This window comes from Paracoccus homiensis (genome assembly GCF_900111675.1).
GTDB classification, from domain to species: Bacteria; Pseudomonadota; Alphaproteobacteria; order Rhodobacterales; family Rhodobacteraceae; genus Paracoccus; species Paracoccus homiensis.
This window is the reverse complement of record NZ_FOHO01000001.1, coordinates 232,996-251,853: the sequence shown is the minus strand read 5'-3', so window position 1 is coordinate 251,853 and position 18,858 is coordinate 232,996. Positions and strand designations below refer to the sequence as shown.

The following is an 18,858-nucleotide window of genomic DNA, read 5'->3' as shown; positions in this document are numbered from 1 at the left end:
TGCGCTTCTAAGCACAAAAGAATGCGAGAGCCCCTATCTTCGAATAAAACCGAAGTACCGCGCAGGTGTGTCGGAGATCTGCTTGCAGGTAAGCGAGGCGGCCAAGGAAGCGGTCCGTACGCTATCAAAGGCGCATTGTTGGCTATCGCGGGCGGCCACCGACAAAGGCAAGCCCTGTCACAAAAAAAGCGGCCCTGAGGCCGCTTTTTTCATTCTGTCCAGAGGCTGGATCAGAAGTTGTACGATGCGCGCATCTGGATCATGTCGGTGTCCAGATCCAGGCCGTCGACGTCAGCAACGTCGCTGAAGTCCTGCTTGGTGTACTCTGCGCCGACCGTGAACTGTTCGGTGACCTTGTACTCGGCGCCGATGCCGTAGGTGACGTCGGTTTCCGAGATGTCGCCAGCAGCGGTGTCCTGCGACAGGTGCGCAGCGCCCAGAGTGACGTAGGGCATGAATTTGCCCAGGTCGTAACCGGCGCGGGCGCGCAGGCGGGTCAGGTCGCCCTTGTCGTCCAGATCGTCAGCGTCGATTTTGTTGTAGTCCAGTTCACCACCGACAACCCAGTTGCCCAGGTCGTAGTTGTAACCGGCATGCACACCGTAAGCGTCGAAATCGGTGTCGCCGTTGTCGATGTTGAACTCGGCGTCGCCCTGGCCGTACTGCACACCAGCGTAGAAGCCGGTCCAGTCGGACACGTCAGTGGTGACCGGGGTTGCGATGACGGGTGCCGGAGCTTCCTCGACGACGGGTGCGGTATAGCCGCCTGCGAAAGCCGAACCAGCGACGAGCGAACCAGCGACTGCTGCGATTGCGAATTTCATGATGACCTCCTGGTCTTTTGTGGTTTCGGTGACTTAAGCCCGCAGACCCACAGGGTGAAGCATCGCGGCGTGCTGCCTGTCGCAATCTGTGTCAGGCCGGCAACCACGCGCCTGTGATGGAACGTGAGTCCTTGTTTTTGCAGCGAAAGCATCGTGCAGTGACCGGGCGCAAAAACTTGGGGAATTTGCGCGGGCGCGATCTCACGAAGGGCTCACACCACCTCTCGCATGGGCTGGTTTGTGCCCGAACGCCGGCTTGTCCACCGAATTATTTGCAGTCTCGGCAAGTCGTGATCGGGGCGCAGACAGGCTTGGCCGCCGGTGTGGCGGTCAGGGCGCGGTCATGCGCGGCCGTTCAGGACATTACATGCTTGTCGCGCATGCAGCCGCTTTTCGTCGCGGGCTTCTTGGTTTGCAGATCGGACTGGGTTTCGGGTGCCGTGATGACCGGCGTCGTGGCGTCCTGCGCAAGCGCAGGGGAGACCAGCATCAGCGCAAGAGCCGCGGCAGAGGTCAGGCGAAGCATGATGCGTTCCTTTCCTGTTGACGTCTTCGCCCGGACAGCATGCGGCAGAATCGCGGTTTTCCCAAGAAAAACCCGATCCCACCGGAATGTGATCGGGCATGGCCTACAGGCAGGCGGGCCGATATGGGACCGTATCGCCGCAGTCAGCAGGGAAGGATAGCCGCATGACCAATCGTCGAAATCTGCTTATCGGGGCGACGTCGCTTGGCCTTGCGTCGGCCTTGCCTGTCTGGGCGCAGGATGGCGACCGCGCGAACCCGATGCCGCCGGAATTGCGCAAGGCGCTGGAACGCAGCCCGAACGCGCCAGTGCTGGGCAATCCCAAGGGTGACATCACCCTGACCGAGTTCTTTGATTACAACTGCCCCTTCTGCAAGAAGATGGTGCCGGTGATCCAGAAGCTGATCTCGGCCGATCCGGGGCTGCGTGTCGTCTATCGCGAATGGCCCGTGTTCGGCGAGGACAGCGAATTTGCCACGCGCGCCTCGCTGGCCAGTCTGGATCAGGGGAAGTACTGGCAGTTCCATGCCGCGCTGATGCAGTTGCGGGGCCGCGCGGGCGAGCCGACGGTGATGCGCGTGGTCGGCCAGCTTGGGCTGGATGAGGCCAGGTTGCGCCGCGACATGGACAGCCAGCGGGTCAGCGACCACATCAACCTGTCCTATGAACTGGCCGAGCATATGGGCCTGGTCGGCACCCCCACCTTCATCGCCGGCGACGAAGGCGTCTTTGGCGAGCTGAGCTTCAAGGAAATGCAGCAGCTGATCGCGCGGGCACGCAAGACGCTGGGTTAACGGACCTTCCCCTTCCAGCCGGGCGGTCGCTTGGCGACCCAGGAAAAGAACCGCGCCAGATCGGGATGGGCGCGCAGGGCCTCGACGGTATTGAAGCTGCGCGCCAGTTCGGTTTCGGACAGCGTCTTGTGAATGGTCGAATGGCAGACCTGATGCAGAAGCACCGTGGGGCCGCCCTTGCCCCCGCGCAGCTTCGGGATCAGGTGATGGCGGCTTTGCGGCACATCGGGCGGAATGATCCGCCCGCACAGGGGGCAGATGGGGTCGCGGTCATCCATGCCTTCGATCTAGGCGAGGATGCGCCGCCCGCAAGGGCAGCGCCGTGGTTCAGGCCCAATCCCACGGGCGGGTGAATTCGCCCAACTTCTGCCGCACGGCCTGTTCGTCGCAATCGGCGCTGCGCGACAGGCGGGCCACAAGCCCCCGTTTCTTGTCATCAACAACTTCGACCACCTGTGCGCCGGTGCCCTCCAACGCGGCGTTATAGACCCGCAGGATCGCCCTTTTGCGCAGGTCCGGCTTGAAGATCTTGCCGACGGCGGTTTTCGGAAGCTCGGTCAGGATTTCCAGATGTTTCGGCACGGCGGCGCGTTCGTGGATGTGATCGCGGGCATGGGTCATCAGATCCTCGACCGTGACGGTCGCGCCTTCGATCAGTTCGACATAGACGCAGGGCAATTCGCCGGCAAAGCTGTCGGGCTGGCCGATCGCACCGGCAAAGGCGACCTGCGGATGGCTCAGCAGGCTTTCCTCGATCTCGGCGGGGTCGATATTGTGGCCGCCGCGGATGATCAGATCCTTGGCACGCCCGGTGATCCACAGATAGCCATCCGCGTCGATGCGGCCCAGATCGCCGGTGCGCAGATAGATATCCTCGGCGAACAGCTTATGGTTCTTGTCCGCCTCGGTATAGGTCGAGCCGGGAAAGACACCGGGATTGGCCACGCAGATCTCGCCGACCTCATCGGCCCGGCATTCATGGATATTGCCCGCGTCGTCATGGTTCAGGATGCGCACATGCGTATAGGGCAGCGGAATCCCGACAGATCCGACCTTCTTCACACCGTCGACCGGGTTGCAACTGACAAGGCAGGTCGCCTCGGTCAGGCCATAGCCTTCGGCGATCTCGACGCCGGTGGCCTGTTTGAAGCGGTTGTACAGTTCGATCGGCAGCGGCGCCGACCCCGAGATCGCCGTGCGCAGGGTCGAGACATCGGCATTGACCGGGCGCTGCATCAGGGCCGAGATCGCCGTGGGGACGGTGATCAGGAAGGTGCATTGCCAACGCTCGATCAGCTTCCAGAAATTGTCGAACACGCCATCGCCGCGATAGCCCGCGGGCGTCGGCATCACCACATGCGCCCCCGAGGCGATACAGGACATCAGGATCGGATAGGCCGCAAAGACATGGAACATCGGCAGCGGGCACATCAGCACGTCGGTTTCGTCAAACAGCAACCGCCCGCCCAGCCAGCCATTATAGATCATGCCCGAATATTTGTGCTGGGCGACCTTGGGCACGCCGGTGGTGCCCCCGGTATGGAAATAGGCCGCGACGCGATCGGTCTGGGGATCATCGAACATCAGGCGATTGTGCTTCTGCCCGCTGGTCGCGGCCTCGAAATCCAGAACCTTGGCGTGATGTCTGACCCTCACCTTGGGCCGGATCAGCGGCACGATCAGCCGCTTGATGCCGCGCAGGTGCCGATTCAGATCTATTTCCAGGATATGGGTGACATCGGGGGCCATGGCCACGGCCTCGGCGGCCTTTTGCGCCACGTCGGTCTTGGGAAAGGCCTTCAGCGTGACCAGAACCTTGGCCTTGGTTTCGCGCAGGATGCCCGCGATATGTTCGGCGTCCAGCAGCGGGTTGATCGGGTTCACGATCCCGGCGGTCGCCCCGGCCAGCAGAACCACGGGCGTTTCGATGCTGTTGGGCAGCAGATAGGCGACCGTGTCATTCGGCCCGACGCCCAGGCTGCGCAGCAGATTGGCGGTTTCGGTGACACGTTCGCGCAGTTCCAGCCAGCTTAGCGTGGTGGCGGGGGCGCGGTCATCCGACAGCAGCTGAAAGCTGATCGCGGGGCGGTCGGGAAAACGTTCGGCCGTCGCCGACAGAAAGCCATAGATCGTCTTGGGCAGATCACGGTTTTCATAAGGCATCTCGCCTTCGACGCTGTTGCGATCTTCATAAGTCGCGAAACGGGCCATGTTTTTTCCTCCTTCCGGGGCATGAACGCCCCGCTCCCTCTGCGCAAAATGCGTCACGACAGGGCGGTGGGACAAGGGAAAGCACCGCCCTGACGCCTGAAACGCCGCGTCAGTTCGGCGTTCCGACGCAGCGTCTTTTCGTGTCAGTCCGCGTTGGGGATGCGCAAGACCTGACCGGGATAGATCTTGTCGGGATCGTCAAGCATGGGCCGATTGGCCTTGAAGATGTCATGATAGGCATTCGCATTGCCCAGATGCTGTTTGGCGATGGCTGACAGGGTTTCGCCCTTCTGGACGGTGTGAAAGACCGGCGGCGCGGTTTCTTCGGGCAGTTCGGCCTCGACCTTGGCGATGCCCTCGATATTGCCAAGGGCCAGGATCAGCTTTTCCATCTTCTCGCGGTCGGCACCGCGCGATTCGACCCTGATCGTGTCGCCGCGCAGGGTCAGATGCACATCGTCGCCATCCAGATCCAGCGCCCGCAATTCAGCCTTCAGCGCCTCGACCTTGCGCTTGGTTTCGGCCTTGGGGTCGGGCGCGGCTGCCGGGCTTGGCGTTGGTGTCGCGGCCTCGGCCTTGCCGAAAACCGATTTTCCGGCGTCCTTCACGAAATCCCAGATGGCCATCCGACGTTCCTTTCAATTTTAATGATTTTTCCCGACCCAACTCCGCGCATTCGGCGGTTCTGTGCCAGCGGGTAAAGTTCTATGCAACCTTAGGTTGTGTGGCGTGTTGCTTCTTCCTAGCTTCGGATCGTATGGACCCGCGTTTTGATAGGGAAGAACAGTGGCCTTGCAGATGTCAAAGAAATTCGTGCTGGCGCTTGCCTCGATCATGGCTGTCGCGGCCTGCGCGGATCAGGGCGGCGGCGGGTCGGATCACGGCGGCGTCCATGTTCAGGCGACCGATCCGGGTGATCCGACCTGCTACAAGACGACATCGCAACAGGCCCGTGTCGGGGCCCAGGCGACGAATGCCGTCCGGCAAAAGGCTGGGCTGCCTTTTGTCGCGCCAGATCCGCTGTTGTCGCGGGTCGCGGCGCGACATGCCTGCGATATGGCCCGGCGCGGGCTGATGACCCACAAGGGCAGCGGCACACCCGGGCCCGGTGCGCGGGTCAAGGCCAATGGCTACATGCCGTTGTTGACGGCGGAAAACATCGCCGCAGGTCCGTACAGCCTTGGTCGCGTTCTGGTCGAGTGGAACGCCTCGCAGGGGCATCGCGACAACATGCTGATCCCGCAGGTGCGGGATTACGGGATCGGCAGCGCCATGGCCGCCGATGGCAAGACCCGGTTCTGGGCGGCGGTTTATGCCGCACCGCGCCCCTAGGTCGACAAGGATCAGGCGATATCCGCGGGCTGGATCTGACCGTCGGTGAACTGCATCCGGGCCAGCCGCGCATACAGCCCGCCCTGCGCGACCAGGGCCTGATGCGTGCCCTGCGCAACGATGCGGCCCTGATCAAAGACCACGATCCGGTCGGCTTTTTTTACCGTTGCCAGACGATGCGCGATCACGATGGTCGTGCGCCCCTCGGCCAGCCGATTGACGGCGGCCTGAACAAGGGCTTCGGATTCGGCGTCCAGCGCGCTTGTCGCCTCGTCCAGCAACAGGATCGGCGCATCGCGCAGGATTGCGCGGGCAATGGCGATGCGCTGACGCTGACCGCCCGACAACATCACGCCACGCTCGCCCAGGGGCGTCTCATAGCCCTGCGGAAGCGCGCTGATGAAATCATGTGCATGGGCCGCCCGCGCCGCTGCATGCACATCCGCGTCCGATGCGTCGGGCCGTCCAAGGCGAATATTGTCCGCCGCGCTGGCGGCAAAGATCACCGGGTCCTGCGGCACCAATGCGATGTCGCGGCGGAAATCGTCGCGGCGCATCTGTCGCAGGTCGATCCCGTCCAGCGTGACCTGACCCTGTTCAGGGTCCCAGAACCGCTGGATCAGCTGAATGATGGTGGTCTTGCCCGCGCCTGACGGGCCGACCAGCGCCACGGTTTCGCCGGGCGCGATCCGCAGGTCGATCCCGTCCAGCGCCGAGACATCGGGGCGGCTGGGATAATGGAAGCCGACGCCGTGAAAGCCGATTTCGCCGCGCACCGGGCGCGGCAGGGCGACCGGGGTGACGGGATCGCTGATCGCATCGGTCGCGCTGAGCAATTCGGCCAGACGTTCGGTCGCGCCGGCCGCGCGTTGCAGCTCACCCCAGATTTCGGACAAGGCCCCGGTCGAGCCTGCAACAAGGATCGCATAGATCACGAACTGCACAAGCTGTCCGACGCTCATCACGCCTTCGCGCACATCGCGCGCACCGATCCACAGAACGCCAATCACGCCCGCAAAGATCAGGAAGATCACGATGGCGGTCATCAGCGCACGGGTCCGGATCCGGGACAGGGCGACGTCATAGGACTGTTCGGTCACCTTGGTGAACTGGCCAATGCTGCGCGCTTCATGGGTATAGGCCTGCACGGTCTGCGCCGCGAGCAGGCTTTCCGACGCCGTGCCGGAACTGGCCGCGATCCAGTCCTGATTCTGGCGCGACAATCCACGCAGGCGACGGCCCAGGACGATGATCGGCAGGATGATCGCCGGAACGATCAGCAGCACCAGCCCCGTCAGCTTGGCCGAGGTCAGCGCCAGCATCAGCAGCCCGCCGATCAGGATCAGCATGTTGCGCAGCGCGATCGACAGGGACGAGCCGATCACCGATTGGATCAGCGTCGTGTCGGTGGTGATCCGCGACAGGATCTCGCCCGTCATGATCCGCTCGAAAAAGCCGGGGCTGAGGGTGATGACCCGCGAAAAGACGGCGCGACGGATATCTGCCACGACGCGTTCGCCCAGCCGCGTGACCAGATAGTAGCGCGAGGCCGTGCCGACAGCCAGAAGCGCGACGATCAGCAGGGCTGCGCCGAAATACTGGTCCAGAAGCTCGGCCCCCTGGCCGAATCCGTCGACGACGCGCCGCACGGCCAGCGGCAGGATCAGGCTGATGCCGGCGGTGACCACCAGCGCCAGCATCGCCAGCGCGGCCAGCCCGCGATAGGGGCGCAGGAACGGGCCAAGTGCCGACAGCGCGCCCACGCGTTTGCTGGTGGGGCGATCCTCTAGGTTCCTTGTGCCGCGTGCCATGCTTGCCTGTTTTCCGCCAATGTTCCGGGGGTTGGTTTAGGCCTTGCCCCCCGCGAGGTCCAGCGTCAGACCGTCACAGGCGGATCGTGCCCTCGGTCAGTGCCGCTGCCAGCGCATCGACCGCCGCGGCCAGCTTTTCGTCGATCACATGCAGATACTGCGTCCAGTCGGTCATCTCGCGCAGGGTTTCATCGCCATCCGAAATGCCGCGCAACCCGATCAGCGGGATGTCGAAATGGTGGCAGACGCGCAGATGGGCAAAGGTTTCCATATCGACCATATCCTCGGCCACGCGCTGATAATCGGGGCCGCTGACGATATTCGCCCCGGTCGACAGCGTGGCCTGTGGCACGCCGGGGATGGGCAGGTTCAGCGCCACGCGCGCCGGAAGATCCAGCAGCGGCGTGCGCCCGCGTTCGAACCCAAGCGGCGATGCGTCCATATCGCGATAGGCCACCGCGCTGACCTGATAAACCTCGGTCTGGGTCAGCCGGTTCGATCCCGCCGATCCCAGCGACACGATCAGTTGCGGCTTCTGCGGCATCCGCGACAGGGCCGCGGTCAGTTGCACTGCGGCCTCGACCGGGCCGATCCCGGTCATCAAGGGCGCGATCCGAGCCTGCAGATGGGGGCCGTATTCCGGCTGCGCCGCCATGACGAACAGCACGTCATGGCCGGCGATACGATCTGGTTGGGGCAAGCGCATCGGTCATCGTCCTTGGTGAAAGCGGTAACGGGGTGGCACGGGCCGGGCGCGGAGGTCAAGCGCGTTGCGCCCCTTGCGGGCACGGCGGGCGCGTGGCACTTGGCAAGAATGGGCAGCGTGACACAGCTTTATCGGCAGCGCGTGGCAGGGGGGCAGATCAAGCCCGATCCCGCGCAAGAGGCCGTTCTTCCCGAACTGGACCGTGTGGTGGCGGGCCTGCCCGATCGCGCGGCGACAAGTGCCAAGCCGAAATCGGGCTGGCGGGCCTTCTTTGGCGGCAGCCAGCCCCAACCCCAGCCCGCGCAGAAGGGGCTGTATCTGTGGGGCGGTGTCGGACGCGGCAAATCCATGCTGATGGACCTGATTACCGAGGCGGCCCCCGACAAGGGCGTCCGGCGCGTTCATTTCCATGAATTCATGCAGGAAATTCAGACCGGGCTGGATCAGGCGCGGCGGCGTGGCGATCAGGACACCGTGCGCCCGGTCGCGGCCGAGGTCGCGCAGACGACGCGCCTGTTGTGCTTTGACGAAATGCAGATCACGGATATCGCTGATGCGATGATCGTGGGGCGGCTGTTCCAGATCCTGTTCGATCTGGGCGTCAGCATTGTCACCACGTCGAACCGGGTGCCCGAGGATCTGTACAAGAACGGCCTGAACCGGCAGCTTTTCCTGCCTTTCATCGACCTGATCCGCGACCGGATGGAGGTGGTTTGTCTGGATAGCCAGACCGATTACCGCCAGAATCGCAGCACCGGCGATCAGGTCTGGTTCAGTCCGGCCAATGCCGAGGCGCGCGCCGGTCTGGATGCGATCTGGGACGATCTGACCGGGGCGGCCGATCCCGTGTCCTTGCAGGTGCAGATGAAGGGCCGCAGCTTCGAATTGCCGGGTTTTGCCGATCGGGTTGGCCGGGCACCTTTCTGGGATCTGTGCGGTCAGCCGCTGGGATCGGCCGATTACCTGGAACTGTGCCGTCAGGTCGATGACCTGATCATCGACGGCATTCCGCGGCTGAGTGCCTCGAATTATAACGAGGCCAAGCGTTTCGTGACCCTGATCGATGCCGCCTACGAGGCGAAGGTCCGGCTGTATGCCAGCGCGGCGGATGAACCCGAGCGGTTGTACAATGAAGGCGAAGGCAGTTTCGAATTCGAGCGCACGGCAAGTCGCCTGCGCGAGATGCAGGACGCCGACTGGGGCCGCGCAGACTGACCGTCCGTGGTCAGCCGGGCTGCGATGCCCAGATCATCCGGGCATAGTCGCGCCGGTCGATGAAAGGGCGCGCCGGGGTCATCGGATTTTCGCCAAGCGCCAGCGACGGGAAGGCGATGACAAGCCCGGTGCGCTGCGGCAGCGCCAATGCGCGAAGCGCCATCGGGCCGGTGAAAAAGCTTTCCATCGGCGCGCCTTCGGCCGACAGGATCTGGTGGTCGTCGCAGGCGATGTGATGCAGGGTGAATTCCTGGCCCAAGGGGCGCAGCGAAATGCCGGGCGCACCGGCCATCAGCATATGACGGGCCGAGATCAGGTATTCCTGCCCCTCGGCATCGGTAACCATGATGCGATGCTGGGGCGAGACTTCGACATCGCGGCGGGGCAGGCCGTTGCCAAGGCAGCCTGCGGCGATCCGCACCGGGCGCTTGTTCGGGGCAAGGTCCAGATCGTCCCGCGTGACATGGGTGGCCGATACCCAGCGCAGCGGTTGCGGTCCGTGATCCCGGGTCATGACCAGATCGCCGACGCGCAGGGTTTCGACCGGCACCTCGCCATCCGGGGTCGCGATCAGCGTGCCCGAGAGATAGCAGATGTTCAAAGACTCGATCGACGGGGCGTATTTGTTATGTGCCAGCTCATCCAGAACGGTCTTGATATCTTCGCCCGTCGTATAGGCGGCGGGTGAATACAGGGTTCCGGTGGTCAGGGCGCCCGTGGTGCTGGAAAACAGGGCGGGGGGTTCCGTGGTGCCCCCGACATGGCCGAAATTGTTGATGCCCAGATAGGCGGACCATTCCTCGCGGGTGATGGTCCCATCACCATCCGGATCGGGCACATCGATAGTGACCAGAATGGAATCGCCGACCACGACGTTCTCGACAACCTGCGTCTGATAGAGAGTGATCTCGACCATTGCGACACCTGAAAAACTGACAAAGTACAGATGTCATATATCTGTCACGGCATCAGGCATGCCCAAAGGCGATCTCGCGTAAAAAGCCTCGTTTCTATCCTTAAGGATAGCCCATCTCCCCATCTGCACCGCCAGGGCGTAGGGGGGATTACCTATGATTTCGCAGGATTCTTCCGGCCAGATATAGCGAGCCGCACAGAAGTATCCGCGCCCGCGAATCATTTTCGACAATTTGACGGACCGCCTGATCGACGGAGTCAGCGGTCTGCGCGTCAAATCCGACCTTGGTGGCCTGTGCGGCGGTTTCGACGGCCGGAAGGGTGTTCGGTTCGCCCTCGATGGCGATGGCGGTCAGGCTGTCGGCATGGGCGGCCAGCGGGTGCAGATAACCGCCGACATCCTTGGTGTTCAGCATCCCGCAGACCAGATGTGTCGGTCGGGGCGGCATCGCCGCCAGCGTCGCGGCCAATGCCCGTCCGCCCGCGGGGTTGTGCCCGCCATCCAGCCACAATTCTGCCTGCGGGCCGGCCAAGTCGATCAGCGGACCTTCGGTCAGGCGCTGCATGCGGGCGGGCCATTCGGCCTGCGTGACGGCGGCGCGCGCCTGCGTTTCGGTCGCGCCAAGGTCGCGCAGCGCGGCCAGCGCGGTGCCCGCGTTCTGGATCTGATGATCGCCGATCAGGTTCGGCAGCGGCAGATCCCACAAACCGTGGTCGTCCTGATAGACGATGCCGTCTCGGTCACGGGCGATCTGCCAGTGCTGGCCGCAGATCGACAACGGCGCGGTCAGCCCCTGGGCCCGGGCCTCGATCACGCGCAGCGCGTCATCGTCCTGCGCCGCGACGATGCAGGGCACGCGCGGCTTGATGATGCCCGCCTTTTCACCCGCGATCAGCGGCAGCGTATCGCCCAGATATTGGGTATGGTCGATGCTGACGGGGGTGATGATGGTCAGGCGCGGATCGTCGATGACATTGGTGGCATCCAGCCGCCCGCCCAGGCCCACCTCGAGCAGGGTGTAGTCGGCGGGCACGCGCGAGAAAGCCAGAAATGCGGCGGCGGTGGTGATTTCGAAGAAGGTGATCGGCTGGCCGTCATTCGCGGCCTCGCATTCTTCGAGGGTCGCGGCAAGATCGGCCTCGGGGATCAGTTCGCCCGCCAGCCGGATGCGTTCGTGGAACCGGGCCAGATGCGGCGAGGTATAGGCATGGACGCGGGCACCCCCGGCCTGAAGCCCCGCGCGGATCATTGCCTGCGTGCTGCCCTTGCCATTGGTTCCCGCCACATGGATCACCGGCGGAATTCGGCGTTCGGGATTGCCAAGTGCGGCAAGGATGCGGTGCATCCGGTCCAGCGACAGGTCGATGACCTTGGGGTGCAGGGCCATCAGTCGGTCGAGAATGGCGTCGGAATGGCTCATCTGCTTATCGCCGGGGGCCAGCCCCCGGACCCCCGGGATATTTCAGCACAGAAGATGCGGTCAGGCAGGTTTTGAGGCCTGCGCGTCGGGTTCGGGCGCGGTTTCGGGCTGCGCCTCGATCGCGGGGGGGTCGACCGGGGCCGGGAGGTCGGCCTTGGTCGGGGCCGGCAGCCCGCCCAGCATGCGCAGGATCGACACCAGTTCGTCGCGCATGTTCTTGCGATGGGTGACGCGGTCCAGCATGCCATGTTCCAGCAGGTATTCGGCGCGCTGGAACCCCTCGGGCAGCTTTTCGCGGATCGTCTGTTCGATGACGCGAGGTCCGGCGAAGCAGATCAATGCATTGGGTTCGGCGATCTGGATATCGCCCAGCATCGCGTAGCTGGCGGTGACGCCGCCGGTGGTGGGGTGGGTCAGCACGACGATATAGGGCAGGCCCGCTTCGCGCAGCATTTCGACCGCGACCGTGGTGCGCGGCATCTGCATCAGCGACAGGATGCCTTCCTGCATGCGTGCGCCGCCCGCGGCCGAGAACAGGATCAGCGGGCGTTTCAGTTTCACCGCACGCTCGGCCGCGGCGATGATCGCGTTGCCGACATACATGCCCATGGAGCCGCCCATGAAGCTGAAATCCTGTGCGGCGGCGATGACGGGGGTGCGGCCCATCTCGCCCTCGGCGACCAGCATCGCCTCTTTTTCGCCGGTGGATTTCTGGGCCGATTTCATCCGGTCGGGGTATTTTTTCTGATCGCGGAATTGCAGCGGGTCGGCCACGGGTTCGGGAACCTTGACCTCGACGAAGGCGCCGCCGTCGAACATCGATCTGAAGCGTTCACGCGGGGTGATCGCCAGATGGTGGTCGCAATTCGTGCAGACGTTCAGATTGTCGCTGAGTTCGCGGTGGAACAGCATGGTCCCGCATTCGGGGCATTTCGTCCACAAATTCTCGGGCACTTCTCGGCGCGAGAACAGCGAGTTGATGCGCGGGCGGACATAATTGCTGATCCAGTTCATCGCGGGCGACCTTTGCTGTTTCAGGCCCCCAGATAGGCGGGGACGGAGGGAATTGCAATTGCCCGGGTGCATGGCGAAGATGCGCCGCATGTGGGCAAGTTTCTATCTGCTTCTGCACACGGCCCTGACACTGGGCTTTATCGCGCGGGTGCTGATCCGGCCGCGGCTGGATCCGTCCGTGCGGCTGGCCTGGATCATGGTGATCGAGGCGCTGCCGATCTTTGGCATCCTGACCTATCTGCTGTTCGGCGAGGTTCGGATGAATCAGGCCGAGGTGCAGCGCATGGCCGATGTGCGCGACCGGCTGACCGGGTTGCGCCTGCCTAGTCCGAACCGGTTGCGACGGCCCGCGTCGCAGCTGCGCCCTGCCATCGCGGCCAATCGCGCCGTGGGCGGCATGGATGCGGTCGATGGCAACCGCGTGCGGTTGCTGCCCGAAGCCGATGCGGCCATCGACGAGATGGTCGACGCCATCGACCGGGCGCAGGATCACGTGCATCTGCTGTTCTATATCTGGCTGCCCGATCACAGCGGCACCAAGCTGGCCGAGGCGGTGATGCGTGCCTCCTCTCGCGGGGTGAAGTGCCGGGTGATCGTCGATGCGTTGGGATCGCGCAGCTTTGTGCGGTCCGAACTGTGGGACAGGATGCAGGCATCGGGTGCCGATTGCGTGACCGCGTTTCCCTGGGGGTTGCCCTTCATCAGCATCCTGTTTCAGCGGCTGGACCTGCGCAATCACCGCAAGATCGCGGTGATCGACAATCGTCTGGGGTTCACCGGCAGCCGCAACTGCGCCGACATGGCCTTTGCGATCAAGGCCCGTTACGCGCCCTGGGTGGATATTCTGGTGTCGGTCGAGGGGCCCGCCGTGCGGCAACTGCAATCGGTCTTTCTGGGCGATTGGATGAGCTATACCGGCCGCGATCTGGGCGACATGCTGATCAGTATCGACGCGGTGGCCCAGCCGGGGCAGGCGGCGCAGGTCGTCGCGACGGGGCCGGACCGCCGCGCGGGCAGCGTTTCGGAATGTCTGGCGACGATGCTGCATTCGGCGCGCGATCATGTGACCATCACCACGCCCTATTACGTGCCGGACGCGCCGCTTGATTCGGCCATTCGTGCGGCGGCACGCCGTGGCGTTCAGGTCACCATGATCCTGCCCGCGCGCAACGATTCGCGCGTCGTCGGCGCGACCAGCGAGGGGTTCTATTACGGGCTGCTGGCCGCGGGGGTGCGGCTGTTCCTGTTCGAGCCGGGCCTGCTGCATGCAAAGATTGCCACCGTCGATGGCCAGATGGCCATGATCGGCAGTGCCAATCTGGATCGCCGCAGCTTTGAGTTGAACTACGAGGTGAACATGGCGTTGTTCGACACGGATTTCGTGGGGCAGCTGGATCAGCGGCAGGCAAGCTATGTCGCCCGTGCGCGCGAGTTGACCCTTCAGGAGGTCCGCGATTGGAGCTGGGCGCGGCGGTTGCGCAACAATCTTCTGGCGCTGGCCTCGCCCCTGTTGTGACAAGAAGGAAGGCATGAACATGGATCTGGCACAGGAACATTGCGTGGCCTGCGAGGGCGGGGTGCCGCCGCTGCCACCCAGCGAGGTGCAGCAGATGCTGGGCGCACTGACCGACTGGCAGTTGGCGGATGACGGCAGGTCGATCCGGCGGCGATTTGCCTTCAAGGGGTTTCTGAAGGCGGTCGAGATGGCCAATCTTGCTGCCTGGGTGGGCAACAAGCAGAATCACCATCCCGACATCACCTTCGGTTACGGGTATTGCGAGGTCGCCTATACCACCCATGCCGCGGATGGTCTGACACGCAACGACTTCATCTGCGCGGCACGGCTGGACGCGCTGGTGGGCTGACGCTTGTTTCGCGCGGCACTCGCGGTTTATCCATGGGACAAAGCCTGCAGGAGGGGAAGGCATGACGAATTCGCGTTTCGACAAATCCCGGTTGCCAAGTCGCCATGTCACCGAAGGCCCGGCCCGCGCCCCGCATCGCAGCTATTTCTACGCGATGGGGATCACCGAACAGGAAATCCACGCGCCCTGGGTCGGTGTCGCCACCTGCTGGAACGAGGCCGCGCCCTGCAATATCGCGCTGAACCGTCAGGCGCAGTCGGTGAAGCAGGGCGTGAAGAAGGGCGGAGGGTGTCCGCGCGAATTCACCACGATTACCGTGACCGACGGGATCGCCATGGGCCATGAAGGCATGCGGTCATCGCTGGCCAGTCGCGATGCGATTGCCGATACGGTCGAACTGACGATGCGCGGCCATTGCTATGACGCGCTGGTCGGGCTGGCGGGCTGTGACAAGTCGCTGCCGGGGATGATGATGGCGATGGTGCGGCTGAACGTGCCATCGGTGTTCATCTATGGCGGCTCGATCCTGCCGGGCAAGCTGAACGGGCGCGACGTGGTGGTCCAGGACGTGTTCGAGGCAGTGGGCCAGCATCAGGCGGGCAACCTGTCGGATGCCGAGCTGGACATTCTGGAACGTGTGGCCTGCCCTTCGGCCGGGGCCTGCGGGGGGCAATATACCGCGAACACGATGGCCTGCGTCAGCGAGGCGATCGGGCTGGCGCTGCCCAACAGTTCGGGGATGCCGGCACCCTATGAATCGCGCGACCAATACGGCATGGCCTCGGGCGAGGCGGTGATGGCGCTGATCGAAAGGAACATCCGCGCCCGCGACATCGTCACCCGCAAATCGCTTGAAAACGCGGCGCGGGTCGTCGCCTGCACCGGGGGCTCGACCAATGGCGGGCTGCATCTGCCGGCGATCGCGCATGAGGCCGGGATCGATTTCGACCTGTTCGATGTTTGCGATATCTTCCGCGACACGCCCTATTTCGTGAATCTGCGGCCGGGCGGTGATTACGTCGCCAAGGATCTTTACGAGGCGGGTGGCGTGCCCGTCGTGATGCGCGAGCTGCGCAGGGCCGGGCTGATTCACGAGGATTGCATCACCGCCACCGGCCGGACCATGGGCGAGGAACTGGACCGTGTCGATCGCGAGGTCGATGGCAAGGTGATCCATCCCGTCGCGACCCCGCTGAGCGGGACGGGCGGTGTCGTCGGGCTGAAGGGCAATCTTGCGCCGGACGGGGCCATCGTGAAGGTTGCAGGCATGAAGCCCGAGGATCAGGTCTTTACCGGCCCGGCCCGTGTCTTTGAGGGCGAAGAGCAGGCTTTTGCCGCCGTTCAGAAGCGTGACTATGCCGAAGGCGACGTGATCGTGATCCGCAATGAAGGTCCGGCGGGCGGCCCCGGCATGCGCGAGATGCTGGCGACGACTGCGGCGCTGTCGGGACAGGGCATGGGCAAGAAGGTGGCGCTGATAACCGATGGCCGTTTCTCGGGCGCGACGCGCGGCTTCTGCGTCGGCCATGTCGGGCCCGAGGCCGCGCATGGCGGCCCCATCGCGCTGCTGAAGGACGGCGACATGATCACCATCGACGCGATCAGCGGCGAAATCAGCGTGGCCCTGTCCGATGACGAACTGGCCCGGCGCAAGGGTGACTGGGGCGGGGCGCGGCCAACCGACTATGCCGCCGGCGCATTGTGGAAATACGCGCAACTGGTCGGCGGGGCCCGATGGGGCGCGGTGACGCATCCGGGTGCCGCAAAGGAAACCCATGTCTATATGGATCAGTAGGGGCAACCGCGCGTGAAGCTGATTTCGTCCGATTGGTGGCGCGCCCCGTTGCGCCACGGCGCATCGCGTCAATGGCATGCGCTGGCCGATGCCCTGCGCCGGGGCAAGCGGCTGGACGATCTGCAATTGCGCGACGAGGCCAGCCTGCTGGGTCAGGACATTGCCGCGTTCCTGCAACTCAGCGATCCGCGGGCACAGCGGGCGCGCGCGGCGCTGGGCTCGATGGTGATGCCCGCCGGAACTGATTGGCGCTGGCGTCCGCCGATGCTGTGCGGGCCGATCAGCCCTGCCGCGATCGTCGGCCCCGAAAACGGTCGCCATCTGGGCGGCGAGGTGGCGCTGTGGCATGATTGCGCCCAGCACGCCCTGCTGCTGCGTCAGGTGCAGAACCGTCGCGCGACCGATCTGGCGGCCTTTGGTCTGCGGCTTGAGGTGATGGGTTTTACCGGCAACTACATGTCGCTGTCGGTCGAGATGCCGTCCGAGGCGGCCGAAGGGCTGGGCCGCGATCATATCCTGCGGCTTGAGACCGTGTTGCAGGCGGAACGGTCGATCACCGTCTATGGCCGGCTGAACCTGTCCCAAGGGCCGAACACGGCGCAGATCCTGCGGCAGCTGGGGCATCCCATCGACACCGAACCGGCCCATCGCGTGGTCGAATTCGATCTGGCCTATGCCGATCTTGCGCTGCGTCCGGTGGAACGGGTCTGGCTGGATCTGATCTTCGAGGCGCCGCGCATGAACGCGATGGACCTGACCGACATCGTCCTGTCGCGCCACCCGCGTGCGCAGATCTGACAAGGAACACAGCAGATGCAATTTGACAGCCACGGCCTGAAGGGTGGTCTTTGGAAAGGGCGGCTGACCGCCGATGCGGCGCCCGGTTCGGTCGGGCTGTTTCATCTGGGGGTGCAGATCGCCACCGCGTATCTGACCGATCAGGACGACGGCTGGCTGGTGACGGTCGCGGTGCCGGGCGAGGTGCTGTCGGATGGGCGCCACAGCCTGCTGCTGATCGCGGATGCCGACCAGACCGGTCCGGGCACGCGGCTGGCGCGGCTGGACCTGATCGCGGGCGATGTGCTGGACGGCGATCTTGCCGCCGAGATCGAACAATTGCGCGCGGAACTTGAACTGTTGAAGCGCGAGTTTCGGCGTTTCGCATCAGGCGGATAAGGCGCCTGTGCGCCGTCATCGCAGCGTTACGCTTCCTTGCGAAAAGCCGGGGGCGGGGCTATATCGTCCCTTTCGCATTCGCGCCCTGCCGGGGCCCATCGTTGAAGAGGCGCCATGACGGAACTTCAGACCCCCTATTACCTGATCGACAAGGCGCGCCTGCGCAGCAACATGGAAAAGATCCAGCGGCTGCGCGAACGTTCCGGCGCCAAGGCGCTGCTGGCGCTGAAATGCTTTGCCACCTGGTCGGCCTTTGATTTCATGCGCGATTTCATGGATGGCACCACCTCGTCGTCGCTGTTTGAACTGCGGCTGGGCCACGAGGAATTCGGCAAGGAAACCCATGCCTATTCCGTCGCCTGGGCCGATCACGAGATCGACGAGGCGATTTCCCATGCTGACAAGATCATCTTCAACAGTCTTGGCCAGCTGGACCGTTTTGCCGGCAAGGCGCAGGACAAGGGCATCCAGATCGGCCTGCGCCTGAACCCGCGCTTTTCCACCAGCGGCTTCGATCTGGCCGATCCCGCGCGCCCGTTCAGCCGTCTGGGCGAATGGGACATCACCCGTCTGGACGCCGCGATGGACCGGATCAGCGGCGTGATGATCCACTATAATTGCGAGAACGGCGATTTCGACCTGTTCGACCATCAGCTGACCCGGATCGAGACCGAGTTCGGCGACATTCTGGCGCGTCTGGACTGGGTCAGCCTTGGCGGCGGCATCCATTTCACCGGCGACGATTACCCGCTGGACCGTCTGGCCGATCGGCTGGCCGCCTTCAGCCAGAAATTCGGCGTGCAGGTCTATCTGGAACCGGGCGAGGCCAGCATCACCAGATCGACCACGCTGGAGGTGTCGGTTCTGGACATCATCGACAACGGCAAGAAGGTCGCCATTGTCGACAGCAGCATCGAGGCGCATATGCTGGACCTGCTGATCTATCGCGAAACCGCCAAGCTGCCGCAGCAGGGCGATCACGAGTATCAGATCGCGGGCAAGACCTGCCTTGCGGGCGATATTTTCGGCGAGGCGCGCTTTGATCGCGAATTGCAGATCGGCGACCGCATCACCATCGACGACGCGGCAGGATATACCATGGTCAAGAAGAACTGGTTCAACGGCGTCGCCATGCCGTCCATCGCGATCCGGGAAGAGGACGGAACCCTGAAACTGGTCCGCAGCTTCCCCTATGACGACTACAAAGCCAGCCTGTCGTAAGGCTGTTCTCTGCCACCGGGAAAGGAGACATC

At 64.0% G+C, this 18,858-nt stretch carries 19 protein-coding genes; 9 read left to right on the top strand and 10 right to left on the bottom strand.

Annotated elements, in window-relative coordinates:
• Positions 1–230: 230 nt before the first annotated feature.
• Both BMX67_RS01295 and BMX67_RS19480 read right to left on the bottom strand, forming a co-directional pair.
• Complete coding sequence (locus BMX67_RS01295; RefSeq protein ID WP_090731879.1) at positions 231–824, bottom strand: outer membrane protein; 594 nt, start codon at positions 822–824, stop codon at positions 231–233.
• Between the two features lie 355 nt (positions 825–1,179).
• Positions 1,180–1,350, bottom strand: coding sequence for a hypothetical protein (locus BMX67_RS19480; RefSeq protein WP_175479771.1), 171 nt, complete (start codon positions 1,348–1,350; stop codon positions 1,180–1,182).
• 164 nt (positions 1,351–1,514) lie between these two features.
• On the opposite strand from BMX67_RS19480, the gene BMX67_RS01290 reads away from it, so the two are divergent.
• A complete protein-coding gene (locus BMX67_RS01290; protein ID WP_090731877.1) occupies positions 1,515–2,144 on the top strand; it encodes a DsbA family protein in 630 nt (209 codons plus the stop codon).
• On the opposite strand, the gene BMX67_RS01285 is transcribed toward BMX67_RS01290, so the two are convergent.
• From BMX67_RS01285 to lysM, 3 genes are all read right to left on the bottom strand, one after another.
• Positions 2,141–2,422 carry an HNH endonuclease family protein gene (locus tag BMX67_RS01285; protein ID WP_090731875.1) on the bottom strand — a complete coding sequence of 94 codons (282 nt, stop codon included), beginning with the start codon at positions 2,420–2,422 and terminating at the stop codon, positions 2,141–2,143. The two genes, BMX67_RS01290 and BMX67_RS01285, sit on opposite strands and share 4 nt — an antisense overlap.
• Before the next feature lie 49 nt (positions 2,423–2,471).
• Positions 2,472–4,355 carry an acyl-CoA synthetase gene (locus BMX67_RS01280; RefSeq protein WP_090731873.1) on the bottom strand — a complete coding sequence of 628 codons (1,884 nt, stop codon included), beginning with the start codon at positions 4,353–4,355 and terminating at the stop codon, positions 2,472–2,474.
• A 143-nt stretch (positions 4,356–4,498) separates the two neighbouring features.
• On the bottom strand, positions 4,499–4,981 hold the full coding sequence (gene lysM / locus BMX67_RS01275) for a peptidoglycan-binding protein LysM (protein ID WP_090731871.1): 483 nt from the start codon (positions 4,979–4,981) through the stop codon (positions 4,499–4,501).
• Between the two features lie 172 nt (positions 4,982–5,153).
• Here lysM and BMX67_RS01270 point away from each other — a divergent pair, with 172 nt between their 5' ends.
• The gene (locus BMX67_RS01270; protein ID WP_245739051.1) at positions 5,154–5,687 is read left to right on the top strand and encodes a CAP domain-containing protein; all 534 of its coding nucleotides are present in this window, start codon (positions 5,154–5,156) and stop codon (positions 5,685–5,687) included.
• 11 nt (positions 5,688–5,698) lie between these two features.
• Here BMX67_RS01270 and BMX67_RS01265 read toward each other — a convergent pair whose 3' ends face one another.
• Together BMX67_RS01265 and BMX67_RS01260 are read right to left on the bottom strand one after the other, a co-directional pair.
• Complete coding sequence (locus BMX67_RS01265; protein ID WP_090731869.1) at positions 5,699–7,498, bottom strand: ABC transporter transmembrane domain-containing protein; 1,800 nt, start codon at positions 7,496–7,498, stop codon at positions 5,699–5,701.
• A gap of 73 nt (positions 7,499–7,571) precedes the next feature.
• Positions 7,572–8,204 carry a 5'-methylthioadenosine/S-adenosylhomocysteine nucleosidase gene (locus tag BMX67_RS01260; protein ID WP_090731867.1) on the bottom strand — a complete coding sequence of 211 codons (633 nt, stop codon included), beginning with the start codon at positions 8,202–8,204 and terminating at the stop codon, positions 7,572–7,574.
• 108 nt (positions 8,205–8,312) lie between these two features.
• Between BMX67_RS01260 and zapE the strand changes: the two genes are divergently transcribed.
• A complete protein-coding gene (gene zapE, locus BMX67_RS01255; protein ID WP_090731865.1) occupies positions 8,313–9,419 on the top strand; it encodes a cell division protein ZapE in 1,107 nt (368 codons plus the stop codon).
• Positions 9,420–9,429: 10 nt separating this feature from the next.
• On the opposite strand, the gene BMX67_RS01250 is transcribed toward zapE, so the two are convergent.
• The 3 genes from BMX67_RS01250 to accD form a co-directional block, all read right to left on the bottom strand.
• On the bottom strand, positions 9,430–10,335 hold the full coding sequence (locus tag BMX67_RS01250) for a Hint domain-containing protein (RefSeq protein ID WP_090731862.1): 906 nt from the start codon (positions 10,333–10,335) through the stop codon (positions 9,430–9,432).
• 148 nt (positions 10,336–10,483) lie between these two features.
• Entirely contained in the window at positions 10,484–11,755 is a 1,272-nt protein-coding gene (locus tag BMX67_RS01245) for a bifunctional folylpolyglutamate synthase/dihydrofolate synthase (protein ID WP_090731859.1), read from the bottom strand.
• 60 nt (positions 11,756–11,815) lie between these two features.
• Complete coding sequence (gene accD, locus BMX67_RS01240; RefSeq protein ID WP_090731858.1) at positions 11,816–12,769, bottom strand: acetyl-CoA carboxylase, carboxyltransferase subunit beta; 954 nt, start codon at positions 12,767–12,769, stop codon at positions 11,816–11,818.
• Positions 12,770–12,839: 70 nt separating this feature from the next.
• Here accD and cls point away from each other — a divergent pair, with 70 nt between their 5' ends.
• From cls to nspC, 6 genes are all read left to right on the top strand, one after another.
• Positions 12,840–14,285, top strand: a complete 1,446-nt coding sequence (gene cls / locus BMX67_RS01235) for a cardiolipin synthase (RefSeq protein ID WP_245739049.1) — start codon at positions 12,840–12,842, stop codon at positions 14,283–14,285.
• A gap of 13 nt (positions 14,286–14,298) precedes the next feature.
• Positions 14,299–14,634 carry a 4a-hydroxytetrahydrobiopterin dehydratase gene (locus BMX67_RS01230; RefSeq protein ID WP_090731856.1) on the top strand — a complete coding sequence of 112 codons (336 nt, stop codon included), beginning with the start codon at positions 14,299–14,301 and terminating at the stop codon, positions 14,632–14,634.
• Positions 14,635–14,695: 61 nt separating this feature from the next.
• Positions 14,696–16,429, top strand: a complete 1,734-nt coding sequence (gene ilvD / locus BMX67_RS01225; protein WP_090731855.1) for a dihydroxy-acid dehydratase — start codon at positions 14,696–14,698, stop codon at positions 16,427–16,429.
• Positions 16,430–16,441: 12 nt separating this feature from the next.
• A complete protein-coding gene (locus tag BMX67_RS01220) occupies positions 16,442–17,227 on the top strand; it encodes a DUF6478 family protein (RefSeq protein ID WP_090731853.1) in 786 nt (261 codons plus the stop codon).
• 15 nt (positions 17,228–17,242) lie between these two features.
• Positions 17,243–17,605: a hypothetical protein gene (locus BMX67_RS01215; protein WP_090731852.1), complete on the top strand. Its 363-nt coding sequence runs from the start codon at positions 17,243–17,245 to the stop codon at positions 17,603–17,605.
• A gap of 114 nt (positions 17,606–17,719) precedes the next feature.
• Positions 17,720–18,826: a carboxynorspermidine decarboxylase gene (gene nspC / locus BMX67_RS01210; protein ID WP_090731850.1), complete on the top strand. Its 1,107-nt coding sequence runs from the start codon at positions 17,720–17,722 to the stop codon at positions 18,824–18,826.
• The last annotated feature ends 32 nt before the right edge of the window (positions 18,827–18,858 follow it).